Annotated in this window: 25 protein-coding genes; 9 read left to right on the forward strand and 16 right to left on the reverse strand. The window is 54.8% G+C overall.

The window, feature by feature from the left end; all coding sequences use genetic code 11:
- The first annotated feature begins 105 nt into the window (after positions 1 to 105).
- Complete coding sequence (gene sseA, locus OGX83_RS17875; RefSeq protein WP_048225027.1) at positions 106 to 951, forward strand: 3-mercaptopyruvate sulfurtransferase; 846 nt, start codon at positions 106 to 108, stop codon at positions 949 to 951.
- A 43-nt stretch (positions 952 to 994) separates the two neighbouring features.
- Here the strand turns inward: sseA and sseB are convergent, their stop codons facing one another.
- From sseB to trmJ, 11 genes are all read right to left on the reverse strand, one after another.
- Entirely contained in the window at positions 995 to 1771 is a 777-nt protein-coding gene (gene sseB, locus OGX83_RS17880; protein WP_204552014.1) for an enhanced serine sensitivity protein SseB, read from the reverse strand.
- Positions 1772 to 1841: 70 nt separating this feature from the next.
- Entirely contained in the window at positions 1842 to 3125 is a 1284-nt protein-coding gene (gene pepB / locus OGX83_RS17885; RefSeq protein ID WP_032944218.1) for an aminopeptidase PepB, read from the reverse strand.
- Positions 3126 to 3186: 61 nt separating this feature from the next.
- Entirely contained in the window at positions 3187 to 3387 is a 201-nt protein-coding gene (gene iscX / locus OGX83_RS17890) for a Fe-S cluster assembly protein IscX (RefSeq protein ID WP_003037694.1), read from the reverse strand.
- 11 nt (positions 3388 to 3398) lie between these two features.
- Complete coding sequence (gene fdx, locus OGX83_RS17895; protein WP_003037690.1) at positions 3399 to 3734, reverse strand: ISC system 2Fe-2S type ferredoxin; 336 nt, start codon at positions 3732 to 3734, stop codon at positions 3399 to 3401.
- Position 3735: 1 nt separating this feature from the next.
- Complete coding sequence (gene hscA / locus OGX83_RS17900) at positions 3736 to 5586, reverse strand: Fe-S protein assembly chaperone HscA (protein ID WP_286588772.1); 1851 nt, start codon at positions 5584 to 5586, stop codon at positions 3736 to 3738.
- 15 nt (positions 5587 to 5601) lie between these two features.
- The gene (gene hscB / locus OGX83_RS17905) at positions 5602 to 6117 is read right to left on the reverse strand and encodes a co-chaperone HscB (RefSeq protein ID WP_003835201.1); all 516 of its coding nucleotides are present in this window, start codon (positions 6115 to 6117) and stop codon (positions 5602 to 5604) included.
- Between the two features lie 108 nt (positions 6118 to 6225).
- On the reverse strand, positions 6226 to 6549 hold the full coding sequence (gene iscA, locus OGX83_RS17910; RefSeq protein ID WP_003835203.1) for an iron-sulfur cluster assembly protein IscA: 324 nt from the start codon (positions 6547 to 6549) through the stop codon (positions 6226 to 6228).
- 20 nt (positions 6550 to 6569) lie between these two features.
- Positions 6570 to 6956 carry a Fe-S cluster assembly scaffold IscU gene (iscU, locus tag OGX83_RS17915; protein WP_002913991.1) on the reverse strand — a complete coding sequence of 129 codons (387 nt, stop codon included), beginning with the start codon at positions 6954 to 6956 and terminating at the stop codon, positions 6570 to 6572.
- A 25-nt stretch (positions 6957 to 6981) separates the two neighbouring features.
- Positions 6982 to 8196 (reverse strand): cysteine desulfurase, encoded by a 1215-nt coding sequence (gene iscS / locus OGX83_RS17920; RefSeq protein ID WP_003835233.1) that lies wholly within the window; start codon positions 8194 to 8196, stop codon positions 6982 to 6984.
- A 112-nt stretch (positions 8197 to 8308) separates the two neighbouring features.
- Entirely contained in the window at positions 8309 to 8800 is a 492-nt protein-coding gene (gene iscR / locus OGX83_RS17925; protein ID WP_003037674.1) for a Fe-S cluster assembly transcriptional regulator IscR, read from the reverse strand.
- A gap of 239 nt (positions 8801 to 9039) precedes the next feature.
- Complete coding sequence (trmJ, locus tag OGX83_RS17930) at positions 9040 to 9771, reverse strand: tRNA (cytosine(32)/uridine(32)-2'-O)-methyltransferase TrmJ (RefSeq protein ID WP_003835235.1); 732 nt, start codon at positions 9769 to 9771, stop codon at positions 9040 to 9042.
- A 118-nt stretch (positions 9772 to 9889) separates the two neighbouring features.
- Here trmJ and suhB point away from each other — a divergent pair, with 118 nt between their 5' ends.
- Positions 9890 to 10693: an inositol-1-monophosphatase gene (gene suhB, locus OGX83_RS17935; protein WP_003835237.1), complete on the forward strand. Its 804-nt coding sequence runs from the start codon at positions 9890 to 9892 to the stop codon at positions 10691 to 10693.
- 103 nt (positions 10694 to 10796) lie between these two features.
- Here suhB and OGX83_RS17940 read toward each other — a convergent pair whose 3' ends face one another.
- Together OGX83_RS17940 and OGX83_RS17945 are read right to left on the reverse strand one after the other, a co-directional pair.
- Positions 10797 to 11777: a nickel/cobalt transporter gene (locus OGX83_RS17940; protein WP_079935289.1), complete on the reverse strand. Its 981-nt coding sequence runs from the start codon at positions 11775 to 11777 to the stop codon at positions 10797 to 10799.
- Entirely contained in the window at positions 11768 to 12406 is a 639-nt protein-coding gene (locus tag OGX83_RS17945; protein WP_079935290.1) for a DUF1007 family protein, read from the reverse strand. The genes OGX83_RS17940 and OGX83_RS17945 overlap by 10 nt, the downstream gene beginning before the upstream one ends.
- Positions 12407 to 12826: 420 nt before the next feature.
- Between OGX83_RS17945 and OGX83_RS17950 the strand changes: the two genes are divergently transcribed.
- The 7 genes from OGX83_RS17950 to csiE all read left to right on the forward strand — a co-directional run bounded on the left by OGX83_RS17950 (position 12827) and on the right by csiE (position 21845).
- Positions 12827 to 13810: an autoinducer 2 ABC transporter substrate-binding protein gene (locus OGX83_RS17950; RefSeq protein WP_003037665.1), complete on the forward strand. Its 984-nt coding sequence runs from the start codon at positions 12827 to 12829 to the stop codon at positions 13808 to 13810.
- A gap of 103 nt (positions 13811 to 13913) precedes the next feature.
- Positions 13914 to 15422 carry a sugar ABC transporter ATP-binding protein gene (locus tag OGX83_RS17955; RefSeq protein WP_008785466.1) on the forward strand — a complete coding sequence of 503 codons (1509 nt, stop codon included), beginning with the start codon at positions 13914 to 13916 and terminating at the stop codon, positions 15420 to 15422.
- Positions 15415 to 16404 (forward strand): ABC transporter permease, encoded by a 990-nt coding sequence (locus OGX83_RS17960; RefSeq protein WP_008785467.1) that lies wholly within the window; start codon positions 15415 to 15417, stop codon positions 16402 to 16404. The genes OGX83_RS17955 and OGX83_RS17960 overlap by 8 nt, the downstream gene beginning before the upstream one ends.
- A gap of 1 nt (position 16405) precedes the next feature.
- Entirely contained in the window at positions 16406 to 17359 is a 954-nt protein-coding gene (locus OGX83_RS17965) for an ABC transporter permease (protein ID WP_267456772.1), read from the forward strand.
- A 17-nt stretch (positions 17360 to 17376) separates the two neighbouring features.
- Positions 17377 to 19014, forward strand: a complete 1638-nt coding sequence (locus OGX83_RS17970; RefSeq protein ID WP_008785469.1) for an FGGY-family carbohydrate kinase — start codon at positions 17377 to 17379, stop codon at positions 19012 to 19014.
- Positions 19011 to 19610 (forward strand): KpsF/GutQ family sugar-phosphate isomerase, encoded by a 600-nt coding sequence (locus OGX83_RS17975; protein WP_153752480.1) that lies wholly within the window; start codon positions 19011 to 19013, stop codon positions 19608 to 19610. The genes OGX83_RS17970 and OGX83_RS17975 overlap by 4 nt, the downstream gene beginning before the upstream one ends.
- Positions 19611 to 20567: 957 nt before the next feature.
- Entirely contained in the window at positions 20568 to 21845 is a 1278-nt protein-coding gene (gene csiE, locus OGX83_RS17980) for a stationary phase inducible protein CsiE (RefSeq protein WP_032944230.1), read from the forward strand.
- On the opposite strand, the gene OGX83_RS17985 is transcribed toward csiE, so the two are convergent.
- From OGX83_RS17985 to OGX83_RS17995, 3 genes are all read right to left on the reverse strand, one after another.
- A complete protein-coding gene (locus OGX83_RS17985; RefSeq protein WP_008785472.1) occupies positions 21840 to 22988 on the reverse strand; it encodes a 3-phenylpropionate MFS transporter in 1149 nt (382 codons plus the stop codon). The two genes, csiE and OGX83_RS17985, sit on opposite strands and share 6 nt — an antisense overlap.
- Before the next feature lie 87 nt (positions 22989 to 23075).
- A complete protein-coding gene (locus tag OGX83_RS17990) occupies positions 23076 to 23918 on the reverse strand; it encodes an aldose 1-epimerase (protein ID WP_286588777.1) in 843 nt (280 codons plus the stop codon).
- Positions 23918 to 25357, reverse strand: a complete 1440-nt coding sequence (locus OGX83_RS17995; RefSeq protein WP_103285643.1) for a sugar porter family MFS transporter — start codon at positions 25355 to 25357, stop codon at positions 23918 to 23920. Before OGX83_RS17995 ends, OGX83_RS17990 begins: the two co-directional genes overlap by 1 nt.
- Positions 25358 to 25414 lie beyond the last annotated feature (57 nt).

A 25414-nucleotide genomic window follows, 5' to 3' on the forward strand; every position in this document is an offset into this window, starting at 1 on the left:
TTAAGTGATTAATGTGGATTCACCTGACAAATCAGCCTGTTTTACTTGTCGCTTTACGGTAAACATCCGACAATTTGCCAAAACCTGGTAAAAATGGAGATGCCTATGACCACCGCCTTCTTTGTCGCTGCCGACTGGCTTGCCGAACACATTGACGACCCGGAAATACAAATTCTTGATGCCCGGATGGCACCTCCAGGACAGGAAGATCGCGATGTTGGCGAGGAGTATCGTGCGGGCCATATTCCTGGCGCAGTATTTTTTGATATTGAAGCGCTTTCCGATCATACCTCACCGCTACCGCATATGATGCCACGCCCCGAAGCCTTTGCCGTTGCGATGCGCGAGCTGGGCGTTGATCAGGATAAGCATCTGGTTATCTACGATGACGGTAATCTGTTTTCCGCGCCACGCGCATGGTGGATGCTGCGGACATTTGGCGTCGAAAATGTCTCCATTCTGGCAGGCGGTCTGGCAGGCTGGAAGCGCGATGAGTTAATGCTCAAGGAAGGCGATGAGGATTTACCTGAAGGTGAATTTAACGTGGCCTTTACGCCTGACGCAGTTGTGCGCGTTACCGATGTACTGCTGGCCAGTCATGAAAAAACGGCGCAGATCGTCGATGCCCGTCCGGCTGCGCGTTTTAATGGCGAAGTTGACGAGCCGCGTCCTGGTCTGAAACGTGGTCATGTGCCGGGTGCGCTTAACGTACCGTGGACAGAACTGGTTCGTGACGGCGAACTGAAAACCACCGATGAGCTGGATGCTATTTTCTTCAGCCACGGCGTGAGCTTTGACCGCCCTATTATCGCCAGCTGCGGCTCCGGCGTAACGGCTGCCGTCGTCGTGCTGGCACTTGCCACGCTGGGCGTTTCTGACGTCGCATTGTATGACGGCGCATGGAGCGAATGGGGAGCGCGCAACGATTTACCGGTAGAACCGCAATTATAAAGCTGGAAAAGCCGGATAGCGCTTCGCTTATCCGGCCTACAATTTAGATAATCCGGTTCTGTTTAAAGTCGCGCAGGAAACCGCCCCAGCGGCGTTCGTAGAACGGTGCGATATGCTCAGTGATAAAGTGGCTCACGCCCTTCTCACCCTTCTTCACCTGGCAGATATCAATAGGTTCATCGCCCGGCAGCGTATCGGTCGCGACGCTGCCAGCAGCGTGGATGATCTCTTCAATATCCCCATCCGCTTCAATACCAATCAGCAGATTCGGCTGGGCTTCCGCGCTTTCTTTGATTGAGCAGAGAAACGCGCGTTTTACCGGCTTAATGGTTTTAAACAGCGTAGTCAGCGAGTCAATCATCTGCGCCGGAGGTTCAGCGACTTCAGAGAGGATCAGCGATTCACCGCCTTCCAGTACTTCCTGGGTGCTGAGCGGATTCCCCTCTTCCCCCATCAGCAGGCTGATTTCACGCGGCATAAATTCTTTGCCGGTCGGCAGTTTCGCGTTGAGAAAGAGCGTTTCGCCGAGCGTCATTTCAAACAACGTACGCACCGGCATAACGACAAATGCTTGCTCATCTTCCACCGCCTGCTGCAGGGCTTCCAGAGAAGTGAAGAACGGGATCACGGTCGTGCCGTCTTCTTTTTCCCAGTGCTGCAGGTCGAGAGCGCTGTCTTCAACCACCGCCTCGCCTTCTGCGGCAGTACCCGGCACCCAGACTGTGGATTCCAGTAAAGTACGGAAAAATGCCGGACGATGCGCAGGCTCTGTTGCCGCTTGTTCCAGCAATGTTTCTAATTCGTTTTTTGTTTCGGACATAAGTATCACAAATTGGATGAATACATGTAGGCCGGATAAGCGTAGCGCCATCCGGCAATACAGTAATAAATTATGCGGTCAGCAGATTCGCAATCGTGCGCACACCCAGACCGGTTGCGCCCGCAGACCACTGCTCAACCGGCGCTTTGCGATAGGTTGCGGAGCAGTCGATATGCAGCCAGCCCTGCTGGTAGTTTTCCACGAAATGGGACAGGAAGCCCGCCGCGGTGCTTGCGCCAGCCGGGTAAGCCGCGCTGCCGGTGTTATTCAGTTCGGCAAAGTTCGACGGCAACTGGCTACGGTGAAACTCTGCCAGCGGCAGACGCCAGAACGGTTCGTTTTCTTGCGCCGCACTTGCCAGCAGGCGAGCAGCCAGCTGATCATCAAAGCTAAACAGCGCGTGGTAATCGTTGCCCAGCGCGGTTTTCGCCGCGCCGGTCAGCGTGGCAGCATCAATGATCAGTTCCGGTTTCTGCGCGCTGGCATCGATCAGGCCATCGGCCAGCACCAGACGTCCTTCGGCATCGGTATTCATCACTTCAACTTTTTTACCGTTGCGATAGTGAATAATGTCGCCGAGCTTAAAGGCGTTGCCGCTAATCAGGTTATCCGCGCAGCACAGATACAGCTTCACGCGCTTGTTCAGACCACGGGTGATGGCAAATGCCAACGCGCCGGTGACCGTTGCCGCACCGCCCATGTCGGACTTCATTGAGTCCATAAATGCGCTTTGCTTGATGCTGTAACCACCGGAATCAAAAGTAATTCCCTTACCAACCAGGCAGGCATAAACCGGGGCTTCTTTGTCGCCTGTTGGGTTGTAGTCCAGCGCCAGCAGCACTGGAGGACGTTCAGATCCGCGACCCACGGTATGCAGGCCCATGTAGTTCTGCTCGCGCAGATCTTCACCTTTGGTGATGCGGTAAGAGACGTTATCGCACGCGACGGAGCACAGCAGATCAACAGCGCGCTGTGCCAGCTGTTCCGGGCCCAGCTCTTCTGCCGGGGCGTTAATGGTATCGCGCACCCAGTCAATAATCTTCAGACGGCTATCCAGCTCTTTGCGCTGCGCTTCGTCCAGAGCAGCCCACTCAACTTTGCGGGTGCCTTTTGGTCCCTTGTAGCCCTGCCAGAACGCCCAGCTACGTTCGGTATCCCAGCCTTCACCGTCCAGTTGAACGTGTTTAATACCCAGGCCGTCGATTTTACGCGCGGCACGCTGGATAAGGCCGAGGTCATCTTTTCCGTTCAGGTGCAGGGTAATGCCGTCATTATTAATGCTGTATGTCGCCTTTTCACCCCAGCGGACATCGGCGGGTTGCGTGGAAAGCGTAATTTTCATGGCTTCTGTCATTTTATTTATCCTTATTTTCGCGCATACAGGAAAACGGGCCACCCGTGGGCAGCCCGTTGACTTATTCGGCTTCGTCCAGCCAGACCAGCAAAATGGCCTCAAGGATTTTTTCGTTCGATGCCTGAGGATCATCATCGAACTCTTCCAGGTCACAGATCCACTGGTGCAGATCGGTGAAACGAACGGTCTTGGGATCGAGATCGGGGAAAGCGTCATACAGCGCCTCGCCGATTTCGCGGCTATCGGTCCACTTCAGTCCCATACTACCCTCTGTTAATGCTCACGCGCATGATTGATTGTGTAACGTGGGATTTCGACCACTAAATCGTCCTCGGTTACCCGCGCCTGACAGCTTAAACGGCTCTCCGGCTCCAGTCCCCAGGCTTTATCCAGCATGTCGTCTTCTTCTTCTGTGCTTTCCGGCAAAGAATCAAAACCTTCACGCACGATGCAGTGGCAGGTAGTGCAGGCACAGGATTTTTCACAGGCGTGTTCAATCTCGATCCCGTTACGCAGGGCAACGTCGAGAATGGTTTCGCCGGTCTCAGCTTCCAGAACTGCGCCATCGGGACAGAGATCCTGATGAGGCAAAATAACAATCTTTGGCATATTAAACCTCGTCCACGGAATGGCCTTTCAGCGCGCTACGGACGGATTTGTCCATGCGGCGAGCGGCGAATTCCTGGGTTTGTTTGTCTACGTTTTTAATGGCTTGTTCTATCGCGTCAACATCGTCACCCTGTGCAACCTCGCTCAAGTGCGCGGCGGCGGTGTCGATAGCCTGACGTTCTGCGGCGCTTAACAGCGCGGCATCAGCGTTCAGCGCACCGGATAAACTCTCCAGTACGCGTGCCGCTTCGACTTTCTGTTCTGCCAGCATACGGGCTTTAACGTCCTGCTCGGCAAAACTCATCGAATCCTGAATCATGGAGGCGATTTCACTGTCGGTCAGACCGTAGGACGGTTTAACCTGGATTGAGGACTCAACGCCTGTGGATTTCTCCATGGCGGTGACGCTCAGCAGCCCATCGGCATCCACCTGGAAGGTCACGCGGATGTGCGCACCGCCAGCCGGTAATGCCGGGATGCCGCGCAGCGCAAAACGCGCCAGTGAACGGCAGTCCTGCACCAGCTCACGCTCGCCCTGCATCACGTGAATGGACATCGCGGTTTGGCCATCTTTAAAGGTGGTAAAGTCCTGCGCGCGCGCCACTGGGATAGTGGTGTTACGCGGGATCACTTTCTCCACCAGACCGCCCATGGTTTCCAGTCCCAGAGACAGCGGGATAACGTCCAGCAGCAGCATTTCGCTGTCCGGTTTATTTCCGACGAGAATATCCGCCTGGATTGCCGCACCGATAGCGACCACTTTGTCCGGGTCAATAGAGGTCAGCGGCGTGCGGCCAAAAAATTCACCGACGCGTTCACGTACCAGAGGCACGCGCGTTGAACCGCCAACCATCACCACTTCCAGCACATCTTGCGGCTCCACGCCCGCATCTTTCAGCGCGCGACGGCAGGCCAGCAGCGTACGCTTGACCAGTGCGGAAATGAGTTCATTAAAGGTTTCACGGGTGATTTCACCCTGCCATCCAGCCACGTTAACCGTTACAGAATCAGCGTCGCTAAGTGCGATTTTCGCTGCAATCGCGGCATCCAGCAGTTCACGCTGTACGCGGTTATCGCTGCGATCGGCCACGCCCGCCTGCTCGCGAATGTAATCGGCCAGCAGATGGTCAAAATCGTCGCCGCCGAGCGCGGAATCACCGCCGGTCGCCAGCACTTCAAATACGCCACGGCTCAGGCGCAGAATAGAAATATCAAACGTACCGCCGCCAAGATCGTAGACTGCGATCACGCCTTCCTGACCGGAGTCCAGACCATACGCGATCGCCGCTGCGGTCGGTTCGTTCAGCAGACGCAATACGTGCAGGCCCGCCAGACGCGCGGCGTCTTTGGTCCCCTGACGCTGTGCATCGTCAAAGTAAGCCGGAACGGTGATTACCACGCCGTCCAGTTCGCCGGACAGCGATTCGGTAGCCCGCGCGGCCAGCGCTTTCAGAATATCAGCAGAGACGCGCACCGGATTAAGCAAACCGGCAGCGGTTTCAATCATCGGCAGACCGTTTTCGCTCGCCTGGAACGTATATGGCAGATGCGGGTAACGCGCCTGGATATCCACCAGAGAGCGGCCCATCATGCGTTTTACCGAGCTAACGGTGTTAGCCGTATCCAACGCTGCATTGGCGCGGGCATCGTAACCGACAGAGTAGCCCTGCTGCTGATAGTGAACCACTGACGGCAACAGGTGGCGACCTTCATGGTCTGCCAGCGTTTCGGCCTGGCCGCTGCGTACGGTAGCAACCAGGGAGTTGGTGGTGCCTAAATCGATACCTACCGCCAGACGACGCTGGTGCGGCGCGGCGCTCAGACCAGGCTCACTAATTTGTAATAAGGCCATTTTCGCTTCCGGAAATTAAAAATCGAGCAGTTTTTCTTCGAGTTGTTCTGCACTGCTTCGCAGTTTATCGAGAAAACGCAGCTTACGCACGGTATCTGCCGCTGCGTCCCACGTCTCGCTATCCAGCTGTTCCACCATCAGTTGATGGCGAACGTTATACATTTCGCTGACGCGTTTCATAAACGCATCTAAACGTTGACTGTCTTTTGCCTGTTCAATCTCGTCCAGCTCTTCACGAAGCTCCAGTTGCTCCATCAGGAACGCGGTATCGCGCACCGTGTGCTGCTCGCTGCGGATATCAAAACCGTGTAAAGACAATAAGTATTCGGCGCGCATCAAAGGATGGCGCAGCGTTTGCCAGGCCTGGTTGATAGTGGCGGACTGCGAAACCGCAGCAAGTTGTTCCGCCTGGGAACCGCTGGCGAATTTATCAGGATGATACTGACGTTGTAGATCCTGAAAACGTAGGCTCAGCGCCTGAGTATCGAGCTGATAACGGGCCGGTAAGCCAAAGAGGGTGAAGTAGTCCATAACATTCTCAGGGCATCGATTCTCTGTTGTTCGATGAGGCAAAACCAGAGAGTCAGGTAAAACAAACCCCACGCGCAGGCGACCACGGTGGGGTTATCAGTAAGCGCGTTACACGTGGAAGCTTTCGCCGCATCCACATTCGTCTTTCACGTTCGGGTTAGTGAACTTAAACCCTTCGTTCAGACCTTCTTTGACGAAGTCTAACTGCGTACCGTCGAGGAATTGCAGGCTCTTACCGTCGATCACGACTTTTACGCCTTTGTCTTCAAACACGGTATCTTCAGCCGCCGGCTCGTCAACAAATTCCAGTACATAGGCCATACCTGAGCAGCCGGAGGTTCTCACGCCCAGACGCAGACCAAACCCTTTACCGCGGTTTGCCAGGAAGGTATTTACACGCGCTGCTGCACTGTCGCTTAAGGTAATCGACATAATAAAACCTCAACTCTTAATTATTTTGCTTCACGTTTGCTTTTGTAATCCGCAATCGCGGCTTTAATCGCGTCTTCAGCCAGAATAGAGCAGTGAATTTTCACCGGTGGCAGTTCAAGCTCGTCGGCGATATCGGTGTTTTTAATCGCCTGTGCTTCGTCCAGAGATTTCCCTTTTACCCATTCGGTAACCAGAGAGCTGGAAGCAATAGCGGAACCGCAGCCGTAAGTCTTGAAACGCGCGTCTTCAATGATACCCTCATTGTTGACTTTGATCTGCAACTTCATCACGTCGCCACAGGCCGGTGCACCTACCATGCCGCTGCCCACGTTCTCATCGCTGTTGTCAAAAGAGCCCACGTTACGTGGATTCTCGTAATGATCGATTACTTTTTCGCTGTAAGCCATGCTGAATTCTCCTTATCGGTACCGATTAGTGATGTGACCATTCAATGCTGTTCAGATCCACGCCCTGTTTGAACATTTCCCACAGCGGAGAAAGGTCGCGCAGGCGGCCGATGGAGTTGCGAACCAGATTGATGGCGTAGTCAATCTCTTCTTCGGTAGTGAAACGACCTAAAGAGAAACGAATTGAGCTGTGTGCCAGCTCGTCGGTCATCCCCAGCGCGCGCAGCACGTAGGATGGCTCCAGGCTTGCAGAAGTACATGCAGAACCGGAGGATACAGCCAGGTCTTTCAGCGCCATAATCAGCGACTCGCCTTCAACAAAGTTGAAGCTGACGTTGAGAATGTTCGGTGCGCCCTGCTCGAGGTCACCGTTGAGGTACACCTCTTCCATATCTTTCACGCCGTTCCACAGACGGTTACGCAGACTGCGCAGGCGCGCCATCTCGGTTTCCATCTCTTCTTTAGCGATACGGTATGCTTCACCCATGCCGACGATCTGGTGCACAGGCAGCGTACCGGAACGCATACCGCGCTCGTGACCGCCGCCGTGCATCTGCGCTTCAATACGAATACGCGGTTTACGACGAACGTACAGCGCGCCGATACCTTTCGGCCCATAGATTTTGTGGCCGGAGAAGGACATCAGGTCAACTTTCAGTTGGCTCAGATCGATAGGCAGTTTGCCCACGCTCTGGGTCGCATCAACGTGATAGATGATGCCGCGAGCACGGCACATTTCGCCGATAGTCGCGATATCCTGCACCACGCCGATTTCGTTGTTCACGTGCATGATGGACACGAGAATGGTGTCGTCACGCATTGCAGCTTCAAGTTCTTTCAGGTCGATAATGCCGTTACGCTGTGGGGCGAGGTAGGTGACTTCGAACCCTTCGCGCTCCAGCTGACGACAGGTATCCAGCACGGCTTTGTGTTCGGTTTTGCTGGTGATGATGTGCTTGCCTTTTTTCTGATAAAAGTTGGCAGCACCTTTAATCGCCAGGTTATCGGATTCAGTCGCACCGGAAGTAAATACGATTTCACGCGGGTCAGCGCCCACGAGGTCGGCAATCTGGTTACGGGCGATATCTACCGCCTCTTCAGCCTGCCAGCCGAAACGGTGTGAACGAGACGCTGGGTTACCAAAGTTTCCGTCCAGGGTCAGACACTGCATCATTTTCTCGGCAACACGCGGGTCCACCGGCGTGGTTGCGGAGTAGTCGAGATAGATCGGTAATTTCATTGCTCTATAAACTCCGTACATCGCTTCAATGCAAGGAATCAGGCAACCGGCTGGATGTACGACCGAGTTAACGGGGTGTGTAGCACCCCGGCCTGATTCTAAAATACTTTTATTATGCGCGTAACTTAACGTCGATCGCGTCTTGAGCACGATTAGTGCGTGGAGCGTCATGGGTATGCTGGCGACCAGACACATCCAGGACTTCCTGATTATTTACCAGTTCGCCCAACGTAATGTTGTTGAGGAAACCGGTCAGACGATCGCTCAGATCGCGCCACAGCGCGTGGGTCAGGCATTTATCGCCGCCCTGACAACCGCCTTTGCCCTGGCAACGGGTCGCATCTACAGACTCGTCAACAGCGCTAATCACTTCACCTACTGCGATGCTGCCGGCATCTTTACCCAGCAGATACCCGCCGCCTGGTCCACGTACGCTGGAAACCAGACCGTTTTTACGCAAACGGGAAAACAGCTGCTCCAGATATGACAGGGAAATTCCCTGACGTTCAGAAATATCAGCCAACGGTACCGGGCCCGTTTCGGAGTTGAGCGCAACGTCCAACATTGCGGTCACGGCATAACGCCCTTTTGATGTCAGTCTCATGTCTTACTTAGCCTCAAACTCGCCCCTGCCCGGGGTTTTTTATTGTAAAATGGGGGTATTGCATAGCAGGGGCAAGTCTGACATTCCCGACTAAATCAGTCAACTATTTACTTGACTAATTTAGTCAGGTATTTAACCTTCAGTGCCATTTTCACTTGCCGGATGCGCTTCGTTTATCCGGCCAGCAAATCGTGCGGCCTGTAGGCCGGATAAGCGAAGCGCATCCGGCATTAGTACAGTTACTTGCTTTTATTCTGCTGCTCGATTGAAGCTAAAATCCCGCGCAGGATGTTCAGCTCCTGGCTCTCTGGACGCGCGCGCGTGAACAGACGGCGCAGTTTATTCATCACCTGCCCCGGGTGCCCTTCGCGGATAAACCCGGTCGACAGCAGCGTTTGCTCCAGATGACCGTAAAAACGCTCTAAATCATCGACCAGCGGATACTCTGCTTCTTCGTAATCTACGGTCTTGTCGCTTTCCTGCGTCGCCAGCCAGGCCATGCGCACCTCATAAGAGATGACCTGCACTGCCATCGCCAGGTTGAGCGAACTGTATTCCGGGTTCGCGGCAATGGCGACGTGATAATGGCACTTTTGCAGTTCTTCGTTGGTCAGACCAACACGTTCACGACCAAAGACCAGCGCCACCGGCGAGTTCGTCGCTTCAGAGACACTTTTTAAACCGCATTCACGCGGATCCAGCATCGGCCACGGCAGCGTGCGGGAACGCGCACTGGTGCCTACCACCAGGCTACAGCCCGCCAGCGCTTCATCGAGCGTATCGACGATCTGCGCACTGCCGATCACATCACTGGCCCCCGCAGCCAGGGCGATTGCCTGGGAGTCCGGTTTAACCAGTGGATTTACCAGCCACAGATTGGTTAAACCCATGGTTTTCATTGCGCGGGCTACAGAGCCCATGTTGCCAGTGTGAGAGGTTTCCACCAGCACGATTCGAATATTTTGCAGCATTGTATTTCTTCGGCTAAAGATTATTCGGGCATATTATCATAAAACGAAGACATATTCCGAACTCGCTGCTATACTCTGCGCCGTTTTCCCGTTCTTTAACATCCAGTGAGAGAGACCGATGCATCCGATGCTGACCATCGCCGTGCGCGCAGCGCGCAAGGCGGGTAATGTAATTGCCAAACACTACGAAACCCCAGACTCTGTAGAAACCAGCCAGAAAGGCAGCAATGATTTCGTGACTAACGTCGATAAAGCCGCCGAAGCGATTATTATCGAAACGATTCGCAAATCTTACCCACAGCACACCATCATCACCGAAGAAAGCGGTGAACATGTTGGTGAAGATTTGGATGTTCAATGGGTTATCGATCCACTGGATGGCACCACCAACTTCGTAAAACGTCTGCCGCACTTCGCGGTATCCATCGCAGTACGCATCAAAGGCCGCACTGAAGTCGCCGTTGTTTACGATCCAATGCGTAACGAACTGTTCACCGCAACCCGTGGCCAGGGCGCACAGCTGAACGGCTACCGTCTGCGTGGCAGCACCGCCCGCGATCTGGATGGCACCATCATCGCCACCGGTTTCCCGTTCAAAGCCAAACAGCACGCCGCTTCTTACATGAAAATTCTTGGCAACATGTTTACCGAATGTGCGGACTTCCGCCGCACCGGTTCTGCTGCGCTGGATCTGGCCTACGTTGCCGCAGCCCGCGTTGACGGTTATTTCGAAATTGGCCTGCGCCCGTGGGATTTCGCCGCAGGTGAACTGATTGCCCGTGAAGCTGGCGCACTGGTTTGCGACTTTACCGGTGGTCATAACTACATGGCGACCGGCAACATCGTTGCAGGTAACCCGCGCGTAGTGAAAGCCATGCTGGCTAACATGCGTGATGAACTGAGCGATGCGCTGAAGCGTTAATCGTTTGATGCCGGATGGCGGCTAGCGCCTTATCCGGCCTACCAGGGAATTCCCCGTAGGCCTGATAAGCGAAGCGCCATCAGGCATTCATCCTACAACAGTGCTAAAACGGTCTTATCCCTCGCCCCACCGGCACCGCACTCATCCACATCACTACCGCAGCAGCGATCAGCACCGCACCACCGGCTAATGCCAGCGTCGTCCAGCCAATCTGTCGCCACAATACCGGCGCTTTATGCCCGCTAAGTTTCACCGCCAGCGAGCGGAAACTGTGTACCAGCAGAGCCAGTGACGTAATCGTCAAAGAGGTTCCTGCCGCCATCGCCAGCGCCGACGCCATACCCCAGCTAAACACGCCAACCACTTTGCTGAACAGTAAAACCATGATGGCCCCCGAGCACGGGCGCATCCCCATAGACAGCACGATCATCAACCGGGCACGCCAATCATCACCACTTTGCAGCTGTTCAGGATCGGGCAAATGCTGATGCCCGCAGCCGCAACCCTCGTGATGCACATGATGCGGCGTGAAGGCAGTGAATTTTGGGCGGCGCAGCAGCTGGCGCAATTTCTTCAGCGCACGGACGCACAATAAAACGCCCAACACGCCAACCAGCGCATAACTTCCTTTCTCCAGCCAGAAACTACTCATATGTAGCTGTCGTGCAGGCAACTGCAAGATGGTAAGCACCACAACCACCAGTCCGATGGCGACCAGCCCCTGTAATAAAGATGAGGCTAGCGTCAGGCCAATACTCGACTTCAGCTTCGAAGGGTGCGTTGCCAGCCAGGTGGTAATAACGACTTTTCCATGTCCCGGCCCCAGCGCGTGCAGAACGCCGTAGAGAAAACTAAACAGCAGCAGCGATCCCCCGGCCTGGGCCGGCCTGGCGGCAACTGCTTTCAGCAACCCGCTCATCTGTTGGTTAACGTCGCGCTGCCAGACGACACTTTTCATCATCACCTGCGGCCAGGCCTGCCATAGCCACAGTATGCCGCCTGCCGCCAGCAGCAAAAAGACAGCCAGCGGCCATAGCATGAGCCAGCGACGTCTGGCTGCGCGTTGTTGATACACTACTGACATTGCAGCGTTACCGTCTGTGCAAACTGTTTACCCAACTCCATATCCTCCGGCGGTGCGTCTTCTTTATCCAGCGACTGCGCAAAGCTCAGCGTTTGTTCATTCGGCGTCGGCGTATGTACTGAAATCCGGCATTTTTGGCTTATGGACTGCCCCAGCCTGGCATCGCTATCTTTGTCATAGCTCATATCAACGTAGTAGGTCGGGTCGAAGGTTGAAATGGTATATTTTTGACCACTCAGCGGCTGAGCTTCGGCCAGCGGTAAAACGAACGTCAGCACTGCCTGGTGTTCCTCCCGCGCCATGCCATAATCCGTCGGCCTGTTTTTAAACTTTACCTTTTTCCCGTCGTGCCACACTTCGGTGAAATAGTGCTGCCCGAGAACGTTGGCCATCACTTCCGCCGCCAGTTTCTTCCAGATCTCATCACCAGGTTTGGCATTCCCCGCATCGTAAAGCAGATCCGCCGAGGTAATTTCATCCATCGTCCAGCGCATTTTCAGCGCGACGAACTGGTCATTCTCGCTCACTATCTCAGTTTTCAGATGGATAAAGCTGTGGGGATGCGCGCCTGCGCCAAAGGACAGGACAGCGAGAAACAACGTGATAATGATACGTTTAACGCCTTGCATGAGTTCTCCACGATGAAAATCTACACCGCCACAAATAATGATGCCGGGTTTGGCGAAAGTGTGCTGAGGATACCATTGAACGAAAAAATATTGAGCACCCTTTTCCGGTATCGATTCAGTTCTCAATTTCGATAATTTCTTCTTCGGGAAATTCCCCCCAAACACCTTTTAGGCGTCAAAACTCAAGTCAAATGATAACAAAATGTTAATTAATAGTTTCATTTTAATATTTAATTAACACTTAATTTGAAAACCTGAATGTAAAACCATGCAAATTTAACTAATTATTAACCATTTTATTTCTATAAATTCACAATAATGGACGCATATCACATTTACCAAACTTATGATTCATTCCCTCTTCCATTCATTGTTAACTTCACGCCGTGACATGTCCTGCCCCCTACGAAAGGTACAACTATGAAATTCAAACTCGCATTACTCAGTGCAACCCTGGTTTCTGCATGCATGTTGTCCGGCACGTCCTTTGCGGCGGAAAAATATGAAATTGCTGTGGTTGCCAAAGTCACCGGGATCCCATGGTTTAACCGGATGGAAACCGGCGTAAATGAAGCAGCAAAAAAACTGGATGTGAATGCTTACCAGACCGGACCTTCAACGCCGGACCCGGCGCAGCAGGTGAAAGTGATTGAGGATCTGATCGCCAAAAACGTTAATGCGATCATCGTGGTGCCGAATGATGCCAAGGTCCTTGAGCCGGTACTGAAAAAAGCGCGCGATAAAGGCATCGTGGTGCTGACGCACGAATCCCCGGATGAGCAAATTGGCCAGTGGGATATCGAAACCATCGATAGTGAAAAATACGCACAGGCTAACGTCGATGAGTTAGCGAAAAATATGGGCGGCAAAGGCGGATATGCCATCTATGTTGGTTCGCTGACGGTCCCACTGCATAACGCGTGGGCGGATTATGCAATTAAGTACCAGAAAGAAAAATATCCGGAAATGTTCGAAGTCACTTCACGTCTGCCGGTCGCGGAAAGTATCGATAAATCCTACGCCACAACGCTGGATCTGATGAAAACCTACCCGCAGATGAAGGGCATTATCGGCTTCGGCTCGCTGGGTCCAATCGGTGCGGGTCAGGCTGTGCAGAAAAAACGCGCCAAAGATAAGATCGCCGTCGTCGGGATCGCTATGCCAGCGCAGGCAGCACCTTACCTGATGCGCGGTGATATCAAAAAAGCGCTGCTGTGGGATCCAAAAGACGCGGGCTACGCGCTGGTCACCGTTGCCGATCAGCTGTTGCAGGGCAAAGAAGTGAACGCCGATCTGAGTATCGATGGTTTAGGGAAAGCCGATATCGACACGGAGAAGAAAGTGATCCGCTTTAACAAGATCCTCGAAGTCACCAAAGACAACGCACAATCACTTGGTTTCTAAGGCTTTAGCCAACACCAGGGAACCTTAACGCCGACCGTCTGGTCGGCGCTATCAACCAAACTAACACTCAGCGTCCCCCCGGACGCGCGCAGGGGTATTGTCCATGGCAGACACCACCGCATTTATCACTCTTGAGAATATCAGCAAACAATTCCCGGGCGTGCTGGCGCTGGATAACGTGAATCTGACGCTGAGAAAAGGCGAAGTTCACTGTCTGGCGGGTCAAAACGGCTGTGGTAAAAGTACCATTATTAAAGTGATCTCCGGGGTTTATCATCCGGAAAAAGGCGCGCAGATTTTACTCGACGGAAAATTATTCCATCATCTGACGCCGCAGCTCTCTTCCCATTATGGCATTCAGGTTATTTATCAGGACCTGTCGTTGTTCCCCAACTTTAGCGTCGCAGAAAATATCGCGGTCAACCGCTATCTGCCGGGTGGCGATATCTGGGTGCGTCGCGGCGCCATGAAGCAGCAGGCGCTGGCAGCCATGAAACGTATTGGGGTGAATATCGATCCCGATAAAAAAGTTGAAAAACTCTCAATTGCTGATCGACAGCTGGTCGCCATTTGCCGGGCGATTGCCGCCGATGCGCGTCTGGTGATTATGGACGAGCCCACCGCCTCGCTAACCCGCCAGGAGGTTAATGGCCTGCTGCGGGTAGTTAATGAACTGAAAGCGGCCGGAATTTGCGTCGTGTTTGTCAGCCATCGCCTGGATGAGGTGATGGAAGTGGCTGACCGCATCAGCGTAATGCGCGACGGCAAACTGGTGGGTACATACCCTGCCAGCGAACTCGACAGCCACGAGCTGGCCTTCCTGATGACCGGACAACGCTTCCACTACAGCCCGTTGCCGGAAAGGCCCGCGATTGAGCAAGAGCCGCTGCTTGAGCTGCGCAATCTCAGCCGCAGAGGTAAATACCAGAACATTAATCTGTCGCTGCACGGCGGCGAGATCGTCTCCATTGTTGGTCTTCTGGGTGCCGGGCGCACCGAGCTTTGTCTGAGCCTGTTTGGTATGACCCACCCGGAAAGCGGCGAGATTCGCATTAACGGTCAGCCGGTTACTCTGCGCAATAACCATGACGCCATCCAACACGGGATCGGCTATGTCTCAGAAGATCGCCTGACGCAGGGGCTGATCATGGAGCAGTCGATCTACGACAACACCATCGTCACGGTGTTTGATCAACTGCACACCGGTAGCGGTCTGCTCGATCATCGTAAAGCGCAAAAGTTGGTCGCCGATTTAATCCGCGAACTGAATATCAAAGTGTCCGATCCGCACCTGCCGGTCAAAACCCTTTCCGGCGGTAATGCCCAGCGTATCGCCATTGCCAAATGGGTGGCGACCAATCCCCGCATCCTGATCCTCGACTCGCCTACCGTCGGCGTGGATATCGCCAACAAAGAGGGCATTTACCAGATAGCCCGCGATTTGGCGGAACAGGGTATGGCGGTGCTGATGATTTGCGATGAAATCCCGGAAGCGTATTACAACAGCCACCGTGTGCTGGTAATGCGTCGCGGCAAGCTGGTGGCGGAATTTAATCCTCATCAATGCCGTGAAGAGGAGATTGCTGAAGTGGTCGAGGTAATCAATGAATAAGATGCATCTCTCCCGTTTAATCGGGCAACATGAGTTCTGGCTGGGCCTGCTGGTTGTAGCCCTTGCCGTTGGGCTAAGCATCAGCACCGACGAGTTCTTGTCTTTGGGGAACCTGACGGATGTGGCCACCAGCTACGCGATTCTCGGCATCCTGGCCTGTGGGCTGTTTGTGGTGCTGATTTCCGGCGGGATCGACATCTCATTTCCGGCGATGACCGCGATAGCCCAGTATGCAATGGCCAGTTGGGTTATCGGTCACGGCGGTAACTTCGCGCTGGCGTTAATCATCGCCATTGCGGTGGGCCTGCTGCTTGGGCTGATCAACGGTTTTCTGGTCTATTGGCTACGCGTTCCGGCAATCATCATTACCATCGCCACGTTGAACGTCTACTACGGTCTGCTGGTTTACGCCACCAAAGGCACCTGGCTGTACGGCTTCCCGGACTGGTTTATGAACGGCATTAACTGGTTCTCGTTCACCGCGGCGGATGGCTACGACTACGGTTTGACCCTGCCCCTGCTGTGCCTGGCGGCGGTGATCATTTTTACCGCCGTGCTGATGAACTATACCCGTCTTGGCCGTCAGGTTTACGCCATGGGCGGCAACCGCGACGCGGCCTCGCGCCTGGGGCTGAATCTGCTGAAGCTGCATTTTTACGTCTATGGCTACATGGGCATTCTGGCAGGCGTTGCCGCCGTGGTTCAGGCGCAAATCACCCAGTCAGTTGCGCCCAATTCGCTGCTCGGCTTTGAGCTGACGGTGCTGGCGGCGGTAGTACTCGGCGGAACCAGCATGAGCGGCGGGCGCGGTACGTTGACCGGAACCCTGCTCGGCGTGGTTCTGCTGGCCTTCTTACAAAATGGCCTGACGCTGCTCAGCGTCTCCTCTTACTGGCACACCGTGTTCAGCGGCGCCATTATCCTGGTCAGCATTAGCGCCACGGCCTGGAACGAAAAACGCAAACTGGCAAGGGAGCTTTGAGATGAAAACAATCGCCAGATTTTTACCCGGTGATGCCATCATTCGTCTGCAATGCGTGATTATTGTGGCCGTCGCCCTGGTCTTCTCGGCCCTGCTCGGCAGCCGTTTTTTCAGCGTCGCTAACTTCCAGTCGATTGGCTCACAGCTACCAATCCTCGGCATGCTGGCCCTCGGGATGGGCATGACCATGCTGACCGGCGGCATTAACTTGTCGATTATTGCCGGGGCGAACGCCTGCTCGCTGGTGATGGCGGCGATTATCGTCACCCATCCGGATAACCCGCTGTTTCTGGTGCTGGCGCTGCTGGCAGGCGCTGCCGTGGCGGTGGCTATCGGCACGCTCAACGGTGCGCTGATTGCCTGGGTCGGGGTTTCGCCTATTCTCGCCACGCTCGGCACGATGACGCTTATCTCCGGGCTGAATATTCTGCTTTCCAACGGGACGGTGATTTCCGGTTTCCCGACCGCCATTCAGTACCTTGGTAACGCCACGATTGCCGGTATTCCGGTGGCGCTACTGCTCTTTTTCCTGGTGGCAATCCTGCTGTGGGTACTGCTGGAACACACCACGCTTGGGCGCAGCCTGTATCTCGTTGGTTCCAATGAACAGGCTACCCGCTACAGCGGCGTGAATACCGTACGGGTACAAATTTCGGTGTACGTGATTTCTGCCCTGCTCGGCTGGGTCGCCGCCATTTTGATGATGGCGAAATTCAACTCAGCTAAAGCCGGATACGGTGAATCCTACCTGCTGGTCACCATCCTTGCCTCCGTCCTCGGCGGTATCAACCCGGATGGCGGCTTCGGGCGCATTATCGGCCTGGTGCTGGCACTGATTGTGCTGCAAATGCTGGAAAGCGGCCTTAACTTGCTGGGGGTCAGCAGCTATCTGACGATGGCGCTGTGGGGCGCGGTGCTGATCCTCTTTATCGCATTACAGAATCGTAAAGCCTGATTTCAGGAGAAAAAATTATGGCAAGTTACTTTATTGGTGTGGATGTCGGAACCGGAAGCGCCCGTGCTGGCGTGTTTGATCTCAACGGCAGAATGGTCGGTCAGGCCAGTCGGGCCATCGAGATTTACCGCCCGCAGGCCGATTTTGTTGAGCAGTCTTCCGATAACATCTGGCAGGCGGTGTGTAACGCGGTTCGCGATGCGATTAACCAGTCGGATATCAACCCTATCCAGGTGAAAGGTCTGGGCTTTGACGCGACCTGTTCACTGGTGGTGCTGGACAAAGAAGGTAAACCGCTGACCATCAGCCCGTCCGGGCGCAGCGAACAGAACATCATTGTGTGGATGGATCACCGCGCCATTACTCAGGCCGAGCGCATCAACGCCCTGCATCATCGGGTGCTGGACTACGTTGGCGGCATTATCTCCCCGGAAATGCAGACGCCAAAACTGCTATGGCTGAAGCAACATATGCCCAACACCTGGGCCAATGCGGGATACTACTTTGACCTGCCCGATTTCCTGACCTGGCGCGCAACGGGCGATGACACGCGCTCATTGTGTTCGACGGTGTGTAAATGGACCTATATGGGCCATGAAGACAAATGGGATGCCAGCTATTTCCGCCAGATTGGGCTGGAAGATTTGCTGGAGCATGATGCTGCCAAAATTGGTCGCTACGTGAAAACCATGGGCGAACCGCTCGGTCACGGGCTATCCGCGCGCGCCGCCAGCGAAATGGGGCTGATTCCGGGGACCGCTGTCAGCGTCTCGATCATCGATGCCCACGCCGGTACCCTCGGCACGCTCGGGGCAAGCGGTGTTTCCGGCGAGGTGGCGGATTTTGACCGTCGTATCGCGCTGATTGGCGGCACTTCCACTGGACACATGGCGATTTCCAAAGAGCCGCGTTTTATCGGCGGCGTCTGGGGTCCTTACTACTCAGCCGTGCTGCCAGAATACTGGCTCAACGAAGGTGGACAGTCGGCAACCGGGGCGTTAATCGACCACGTTATTCAGTCGCATCCTTGCTACGAAACCCTGCTGGCGCAAGCTAAATCTCAGGGGCAGACCATTTACGAAGTGCTGAATGCGCTGTTGCGTAAAATGGCCGGTGAGCCGGAAGATATCGCATTTTTAACCCGCGATATGCACATCCTGCCCTATTTCCACGGCAACCGCTCGCCGCGCGCTAACCCAACGCTTACGGGCGCAATCACCGGACTGAAACTGTCACGTACGCCGGAAGATATGGCGCTACAGTACCTTGCGACCATCCAGGCTATTGCGCTGGGAACCCGCCATATCATTGAAACGATGAATCAAAGCGGCTACACCATCGATACGATAATGGCCAGCGGCGGCGGGACGAAAAACCCAATCTTCGTTCAGGAACATGCCAACGCCACCGGCTGCGCGATGCTGCTGCCTGAAGAGAGCGAAGCCATGCTGCTGGGTGGCGCCATGATGGGAACTATCGCCGCGGGCGTTTTCGAAACCTTCCCGGAAGCGATGTCGGCGATGAGCCGGATTGGTAAAACGGTTACCCCGCAAACAAATCGTATTAAGCAGTACTACGATCGCAAATATCGGGTATTCCACGAGATGTATCAGGATCATATGAAATACCGCCAGTTGATGCAGGAGGACGCATGAGCGACTCCTGGTCTCAGGCCACCGGCGTATTTCAGCTCTATAGCGATGCCCTGGCGGGTCTGGGGCAGCATCTGACTGAACCGCTCTGGCAGTCGCTGATGGCGGAGCTGCGCGGCTGTCGGGGGAAAATCGTCGTCACCGGCGTCGGCACCTCCGGCATTGCGGCGCGTAAAGTGGCGCATATGCTTGCGTGCGTGGAACGTCCGGCGATTTACCTCAACGCGACGGACGCGGCGCATGGCGATCTCGGTTTTTTACGCGCCAACGACCTGGTGATTATGCTGTCGCGTGGGGGGAATTCGGACGAACTCACCCGGCTGCTGCCCGGACTAAATGCGCGAAATGTGCCGATTCTGAGCGTGACTGAAAACGCCGATTCAGCCATTGCTAAAGCGTCGAGACTGGTGATTTCCACCGGCGTCCAGCGTGAGGCCGACCCGCTGAACATGTTGGCCACCACCTCAATTTTACTGGTGCTGGCTATCTTTGACGCCGCCTGCGCCTGCCTGATGAGCGAAAGCGGTTACTCAAAAGAGACGCTGTTGTCTGTGCATCCAGGTGGTGATGTGGGATTAACACTGAGCCGTGGTAAGTAACGCCAGACAGCGCTCTTGTTACCCACCTATTTGCAGGTGTAATGGCGGTCAGTTAAACATGTAGGGAGAACGTTTTACTCTGAATAAGTTTCCGTTCACCTTATGTGCATCGCTTCTCTGATATCGCTATACCCGTGAACGTGCAAGGGAGGCTCACCGCCGCCTCCCTTGCATCCCAGGCTCCCGGCGGGAAAATCGTCGCTGCGCGAGCTATTCGTCTTATTCCGTCTGCCTGTCGGGTCGGGGCCGAGCCGGCATCCATGCAGGCCGTCCCCTCTGCCCGCATCCCTGCGGGCAGACCCGGTCAGCCGTCAACGCCTCATCGATTTTCAGCCGGACCGGGGTCATCGCTTCAACGCTCTGACTTCCAGTTAAATCTGTTTTGCTGTTTTAACAAAAAACGCAGAAGGTGGGGTGTGAGCTGGTCCGGCTGAAAATTGCCGACGTGTTTCCGTAAGGCCGGGAGAGCCAGCATGGATGCTGGCTCAGGGCGCGCTTTACAGGGACGTTACATCGCGCCCGGCCCTGTAGCCTGGAGGAATAAGCTGAGGGAACCGCGGAGCGGCAATTTTCCCGCCGGGAGCCGGGATTGTTAAGGGTGCGGCGATAGCACCCTTAACACGTTCACTGGCGTTCAGTGTACAGAGAAGCGATGAACATAAGGTGAACGGAACCTTTTCTCGGAGAAAACATATTCATTATGCTCCGCCAACATATGTTGATACAGGAGCATTAACAGTACGTCATTGCGCAACCTGCCGGTTTATTTATATCTAACCAAAAGATAAAACAGTGAAAAAGCGGATTAACGCGCTGCGTTCCACTACCGCTATCTGTTCCGCACGTTAAAAATTCTGTGACGTTCTCCAGCATTCCTGGCGTAAAGCTTTCCATTCCTCAAATCTATGCGCAAACTTTAACTATTCTTATCAAACATACTCACGGGAGATCCTACAGATGATGTCAACGCTTGCCCCACCATCTGTACTTTCCGCTCCCCAGCGCCGTTGCCAGGTGCTGCTGACGCTTTTCCTGCCGGGGCAAATCGCTACTACACAAACCTTCAGCAGCCTCAACGGTGTCGATGATGCCACGGTTCAGGAAGATATTATTGGCGCAGGACTCGAAATCCAGCGCTATCACCGGCTCGCGATAGCCACCGCGCAGAATGGTGGCTATACGATCGAAGGAACCCCGCTAAATCAGCGTCTGTGTCTGTTGCAGTGGCTGCGCCGTGGCCTGCGGATTTGCCCTGCCTTTATCGCCCAGCAGTTTACCCCGGCGTTAAAAGCAGAACTTAAACAACGGGGGATCGCACGTACTCTGTATGACGACACCAATCTGCATGCGCTCATTAATCTGTGCTCCCGGCGCTTGCAGAAGCCGTTTGAGTGTCGTGACATCCAGTTCCTGCGCCTGTATTTACAGTATTGCCTGCTACAGCATCACGCGGGGATCACCCCGGAATTTAACCCACTCCAGCAACGCTGGGCGCAATCCTGCGCGGAATATCCGCTCGCAGAGGAAATTGGCCGTCATTGGCAGCGCCACGTCATGCAGAGTGCACCGCTGGGCGAATCGCTGTTTATGGCGTTGCTGTTCTCAATGCTTCGTATCCCCGACCCGATTCGCGATAATCACCAGCAGGATCGCCGCCTGCGCCTTGCTATTGCGCGGCTGGTGCTGCGTTTTCGCGAGTATGGCAATGTGCGCTTCAGCGATGAGCAAGGATTGAATGACCAGTTGTATATCCACCTGGCTCAGGCACTGAACCGCAGCGTGTTTGCCATCGGCATTGATAACACGCTGCCGGAGGAGTTCAGCCGCCTTTATCCCCGGCTGGTTCGTACTACCCGCGAGGCGATTCACGGCTTCGAGGCCGAATACGATGTGCAATTTTCCGAAGAAGAGATCGGGCTGGTGGCCGTAATTTTCGGCGCCTGGCTGATGCAGGAGAAGGATTTACACGAAAAGCAGATTATCCTGCTGACCGGTAGTAACGAACAACTTGAAGTACATATAGAGCAACAGCTGCGCGAACTGACGCTGCTGCCGCTCAACGTAAAACATATGCCGATGCAGGACTTTCAAAAAGAGGGTGCCCCGCGCGGCGTAACGCTGATTATTACGCCGTACACCACGCCGTTACCGCTATTTTCACCCCCGTTGATTCATGCGGATCTGGCGCTTACGCCGCATCAGCAGCAGCAGATCCGCAAAATCCTCGAATCATAACGTTGCAGGCTGCGCGACCACCTTCGGGCGCAGAACGATTGCCGGGAGCGCCACCAGCGCCATCACCCAGAACACGCCGCTGCCCAGATTCTGGTACAGATAGCCCGCGAATACGGTCATGATGGCGATACTGCCGCCCATCGCTATCGCGGAATACACCGCCTGCAAACGAATAACTTCGCTCCCCTGGCGTGCCGCGATATAACGCATTGCCGCCAGGTGGCAGACGGTAAAGGTTCCGCAATGGAGGATTTGCACCACGATCAGCCACGGCAGCTCGGTGCTCCAGCCCATCAATCCCCAACGCACCACCCCGCAAACGGCGGAAAGCAGCAGCAGATCGCGGGCGCTGAAGCGACGGAACAGCTTGTGGCTAAGTGCGAAAATAATCACCTCCGCCACCACACCTAGTGACCATAAATAGCCCACCGCCGAAGCGGAATATCCGGCAGACTGCCAATAGATGGCGCTGAAACCATAATACGCAGCATGCGCCCCCTGTAGCAGACTCACGCAAGCAAGAAAACGCCAGCTCTGGGTTATCAGCGCGCGCCAGGCGGGCCATCCCGCACTCTCCTGCTGACGGTTTTCACCCGCTGGCTGCACGCTCGGGCGAATCATCATGCCCAGCAGCATCGAGGCGACGCCAAGCGATAGCAGGACCAGGATCACCCGATAGTCAAACAGGCTCACCAGTTTGCCGGTTAGCGCGGAGCCGATCACAAAAGCCACGGATCCCCACAGTCGCACCCGACCGTAATCCATGGTTATCTGTTTCTGCCAGGTGTTGGCCAGCGCATCGGTCAGCGGTACCAGCGGTGAGAAAAACAGGTTGAAGCCGACCATCACCACCATCAGCCACGCCACGTTGGTTCCCGCCCAGAAGGCCAGCGCAAACACCAGCGTCAACAGGGCCAGAATACGTAACGCTGAGATCAGCCGAGAGGGATCGCTCACACGCGGCGCAATCAGCAAACTACCGAGAAAACGGGCAATCAGCCCCGCCCCCAGCAGTAAACCGATGGTTTCCGGCGTCAGCCCTAACCCTTCGAGCCAGACGCTCCAGAAAGGCAGAAAGATACCGTAGCTAAAGAAATAGGTGAAATAACCGAGCGCCAGCCAGCGCGTGGAATGCAAAGCCATGGGTCCTCCCGTTTGGAGGCGATAGTCTGGCGACAAACGCAGGCTGGCGCAAGAGAGCATTAACAGGCAGATAACATGATTTTTGCCCTATTCGACGCTAATTTGCATCGCAAAATGGCAGCGTTCTCCCTGCGCTAAAACCTGCAATCCCGGCTGCCCCTGCATGTTGTGGGCATTCACCGGATGCGTTTGCGGCTCCAGACACAGGAACTCCTCACCCGACATTCTGAACAGCATCAACCACGGAGTTTGCGCTAAAATCGTGACTTTCATCACATCACGCTGAATAACGGCCCGCCCGCTCCAGCCAGAATATCCGACATTCAGCCAGCTATCCTCACCGTATTGCGCATGCATGAAATCAGCCGCTGAAGGGATATCACGTTGCCATTCCAGCGGCAGATGCTGCTCCCCCTCAGGCCAGTAGCCGCTTGCGGTGAACTGCGCCGTACTGCGCTTATCAAAGGCGAAAAACGGATGGAACCCGCAGCCGTAAATCATTGGCTGCTCACCGCAATGAGTGAGCGTCAACGAGGCGTGCAGGCTCGAGGTTTCCAGTTGATAGCAAAGCTGCGCCGTATAGTCGTAACCACAGGGATGCCAACTGCGCAACTGTAGCAAACAACCACTTTGCGTAGCGGTGATAACCTGCCAGCGCTGCAGCCAGCCGTCACCGTGCAGGAAGAAGTGTTCATCCGCTTCATGGTGCGGTAGCACCACCTCTTCCCCACGTAACATAAAATGATTGCCCGCCACCCTATTTGCCACCGGTAACATCGGAAACAGGCCGCAATCACCGGGCTGCTGACCATGACCTTCGCGTAAAATGGCTTGTTGATGTTGTAACGAAACCAGACTTAATAGCGAACCGCCCTGCGAGTCTACGCACATCCGCAGATGTGCGTTTTGTAGCATCAGCAGAGAGTTCATTAGCGGGCGCTTCGTTGCTGGGCTGATGCGCCAGCTTTTGTATGTTGCGCCGCAAGCTGTTCTTCCAGCGCTTCCAGCGTCACGCCTTTGGTTTCCGGCACATTACGCAGAACATAGATAAAGCCCATCGCACAAATCACACCATAGAGCAGGAAACTTCCCGATGCGCCCAGACTCGCATTCAGCAGTGGGAAGGTATAGGTCAGCAGGAAGCAGGCAATCCACAACGCCAGCGTGCCGAGCGACATCGCTAACCCGCGAACACGGTTGGGGAAAATTTCGGACAGCAGCACCCAGGTTACCGGGGCCAGCGTCAGGGCGTAAATGGCAATCGCCGCCAGCACCAGAACCAAAACCGGCCAGCCCATAATGCCCAACCCGTACGCCCCGGCAATCAGTACATAAATAACGGTTAATCCTGACGCACCGAACAACATCAGTTTACGACGACCAATTTTGTCCACTAACGGCAGAGCGGCAAGGGTAAAGACCAGATTGATGATCCCGGTCGCTACGATCGATTTTAACGTACCGTTGATGTCGAATCCGGCAGAAGCGAAGATTTCCTGCGCATAGTTGAAAATAACGTTGATCCCACACCACTGCTGAAACACTGCCAGCACCATACCAATAATCACGATCGGTTTGATCTGCGGTTGTAACAGCGTTGACCACGCGACCTTGTGATTATCTTTTTGCAGCGTATGTTCAATCTCTTTCAGCGTTTGCCCGGCATATTCCGCCGAACCAATGCGCTGCAGCATGGCGCGCGCACGATCGGCTTTGCCCGCTTTCACCAGCCAGCGCGGCGATTCAGGAACAAAGAACATCAGCACCAGGAAAATTACCGCGGGCACTAATTCCGCGCCAAACATCCAGCGCCAGCCCGTCTGACCGTTCCAGCTTTCAACAATTGCCTGCTGCGTAGCGCCTGTGGCAACAGGTTCGGCAATCATCAGGTTGATAAGCTGCGCCGCCAGCACGCCAATGACGATGGTGAGCTGGTTAACGGCCACAAAGCGACCACGCTTTTCAGCGGGGCTAACCTCGGCGATATACAGTGGGCTTAGCGCAGACGCCAGACCAATCCCCACGCCGCCAACGATGCGATAAACAATAAACATATCGAAGTTACTGGCGACGGCGGTTCCCCAGGCGGAAGCGCTAAAGAGGATCGCTGAGAGAATCAGCGGCATTTTTCGGCCAAATTTATCGGCGCACCAGCCGGAAATCAGCGCGCCAAAGATACAACCAACCAGCGCGGAACTCATCGCCCAGCCGGATTGTGCCGGATCGGTAATCGAGAAATATGCCTCATAGAAGGGTTTTGCCCCACCGATCACCACCCAGTCATAGCCAAACAGTAAACCTCCGCAGGCCGCAACCAGGCAGATAGTCCAGACGTAACCAATCTTTAAATGTGTCTGCGCGTTATTCATTATGATTCCTCTTTCAGGGAAACGCAGGGTACAGTAGGTTTCGGGTGAGGTTACCCC

Source organism: Citrobacter sp. Cpo074, from assembly GCF_030332745.1.
GTDB lineage: Bacteria > Pseudomonadota > Gammaproteobacteria > Enterobacterales > Enterobacteriaceae > Citrobacter > Citrobacter portucalensis.

Coding starts and splice junctions, on each gene's coding strand:
- csiE (WP_032944230.1), top strand. CDS start 20,568: ATGATGTCAACGCTTGCCCCACCATCTGTACTTTCCGCTCCCCAGCGC.
- OGX83_RS17985 (WP_008785472.1), bottom strand. CDS start 22,988: ATGGCTTTGCATTCCACGCGCTGGCTGGCGCTCGGTTATTTCACCTAT.
- iscS (WP_003835233.1), bottom strand. CDS start 8,196: ATGAAATTACCGATCTATCTCGACTACTCCGCAACCACGCCGGTGGAC.
- OGX83_RS17965 (WP_267456772.1), top strand. CDS start 16,406: ATGAAAACAATCGCCAGATTTTTACCCGGTGATGCCATCATTCGTCTG.
- hscB (WP_003835201.1), bottom strand. CDS start 6,117: ATGGACTACTTCACCCTCTTTGGCTTACCGGCCCGTTATCAGCTCGAT.
- iscR (WP_003037674.1), bottom strand. CDS start 8,800: ATGAGACTGACATCAAAAGGGCGTTATGCCGTGACCGCAATGTTGGAC.
- hscA (WP_286588772.1), bottom strand. CDS start 5,586: ATGGCCTTATTACAAATTAGTGAGCCTGGTCTGAGCGCCGCGCCGCAC.
- OGX83_RS17990 (WP_286588777.1), bottom strand. CDS start 23,918: ATGAACTCTCTGCTGATGCTACAAAACGCACATCTGCGGATGTGCGTA.
- sseB (WP_204552014.1), bottom strand. CDS start 1,771: ATGTCCGAAACAAAAAACGAATTAGAAACATTGCTGGAACAAGCGGCA.
- OGX83_RS17945 (WP_079935290.1), bottom strand. CDS start 12,406: ATGCAAGGCGTTAAACGTATCATTATCACGTTGTTTCTCGCTGTCCTG.
- OGX83_RS17960 (WP_008785467.1), top strand. CDS start 15,415: ATGAATAAGATGCATCTCTCCCGTTTAATCGGGCAACATGAGTTCTGG.
- fdx (WP_003037690.1), bottom strand. CDS start 3,734: ATGCCAAAGATTGTTATTTTGCCTCATCAGGATCTCTGTCCCGATGGC.
- iscU (WP_002913991.1), bottom strand. CDS start 6,956: ATGGCTTACAGCGAAAAAGTAATCGATCATTACGAGAATCCACGTAAC.
- OGX83_RS17975 (WP_153752480.1), top strand. CDS start 19,011: ATGAGCGACTCCTGGTCTCAGGCCACCGGCGTATTTCAGCTCTATAGC.
- pepB (WP_032944218.1), bottom strand. CDS start 3,125: ATGACAGAAGCCATGAAAATTACGCTTTCCACGCAACCCGCCGATGTC.
- OGX83_RS17950 (WP_003037665.1), top strand. CDS start 12,827: ATGAAATTCAAACTCGCATTACTCAGTGCAACCCTGGTTTCTGCATGC.
- sseA (WP_048225027.1), top strand. CDS start 106: ATGACCACCGCCTTCTTTGTCGCTGCCGACTGGCTTGCCGAACACATT.
- OGX83_RS17940 (WP_079935289.1), bottom strand. CDS start 11,777: ATGTCAGTAGTGTATCAACAACGCGCAGCCAGACGTCGCTGGCTCATG.
- iscX (WP_003037694.1), bottom strand. CDS start 3,387: ATGGGACTGAAGTGGACCGATAGCCGCGAAATCGGCGAGGCGCTGTAT.
- OGX83_RS17995 (WP_103285643.1), bottom strand. CDS start 25,357: ATGAATAACGCGCAGACACATTTAAAGATTGGTTACGTCTGGACTATC.
- suhB (WP_003835237.1), top strand. CDS start 9,890: ATGCATCCGATGCTGACCATCGCCGTGCGCGCAGCGCGCAAGGCGGGT.
- iscA (WP_003835203.1), bottom strand. CDS start 6,549: ATGTCGATTACCTTAAGCGACAGTGCAGCAGCGCGTGTAAATACCTTC.
- OGX83_RS17955 (WP_008785466.1), top strand. CDS start 13,914: ATGGCAGACACCACCGCATTTATCACTCTTGAGAATATCAGCAAACAA.
- trmJ (WP_003835235.1), bottom strand. CDS start 9,771: ATGCTGCAAAATATTCGAATCGTGCTGGTGGAAACCTCTCACACTGGC.
- OGX83_RS17970 (WP_008785469.1), top strand. CDS start 17,377: ATGGCAAGTTACTTTATTGGTGTGGATGTCGGAACCGGAAGCGCCCGT.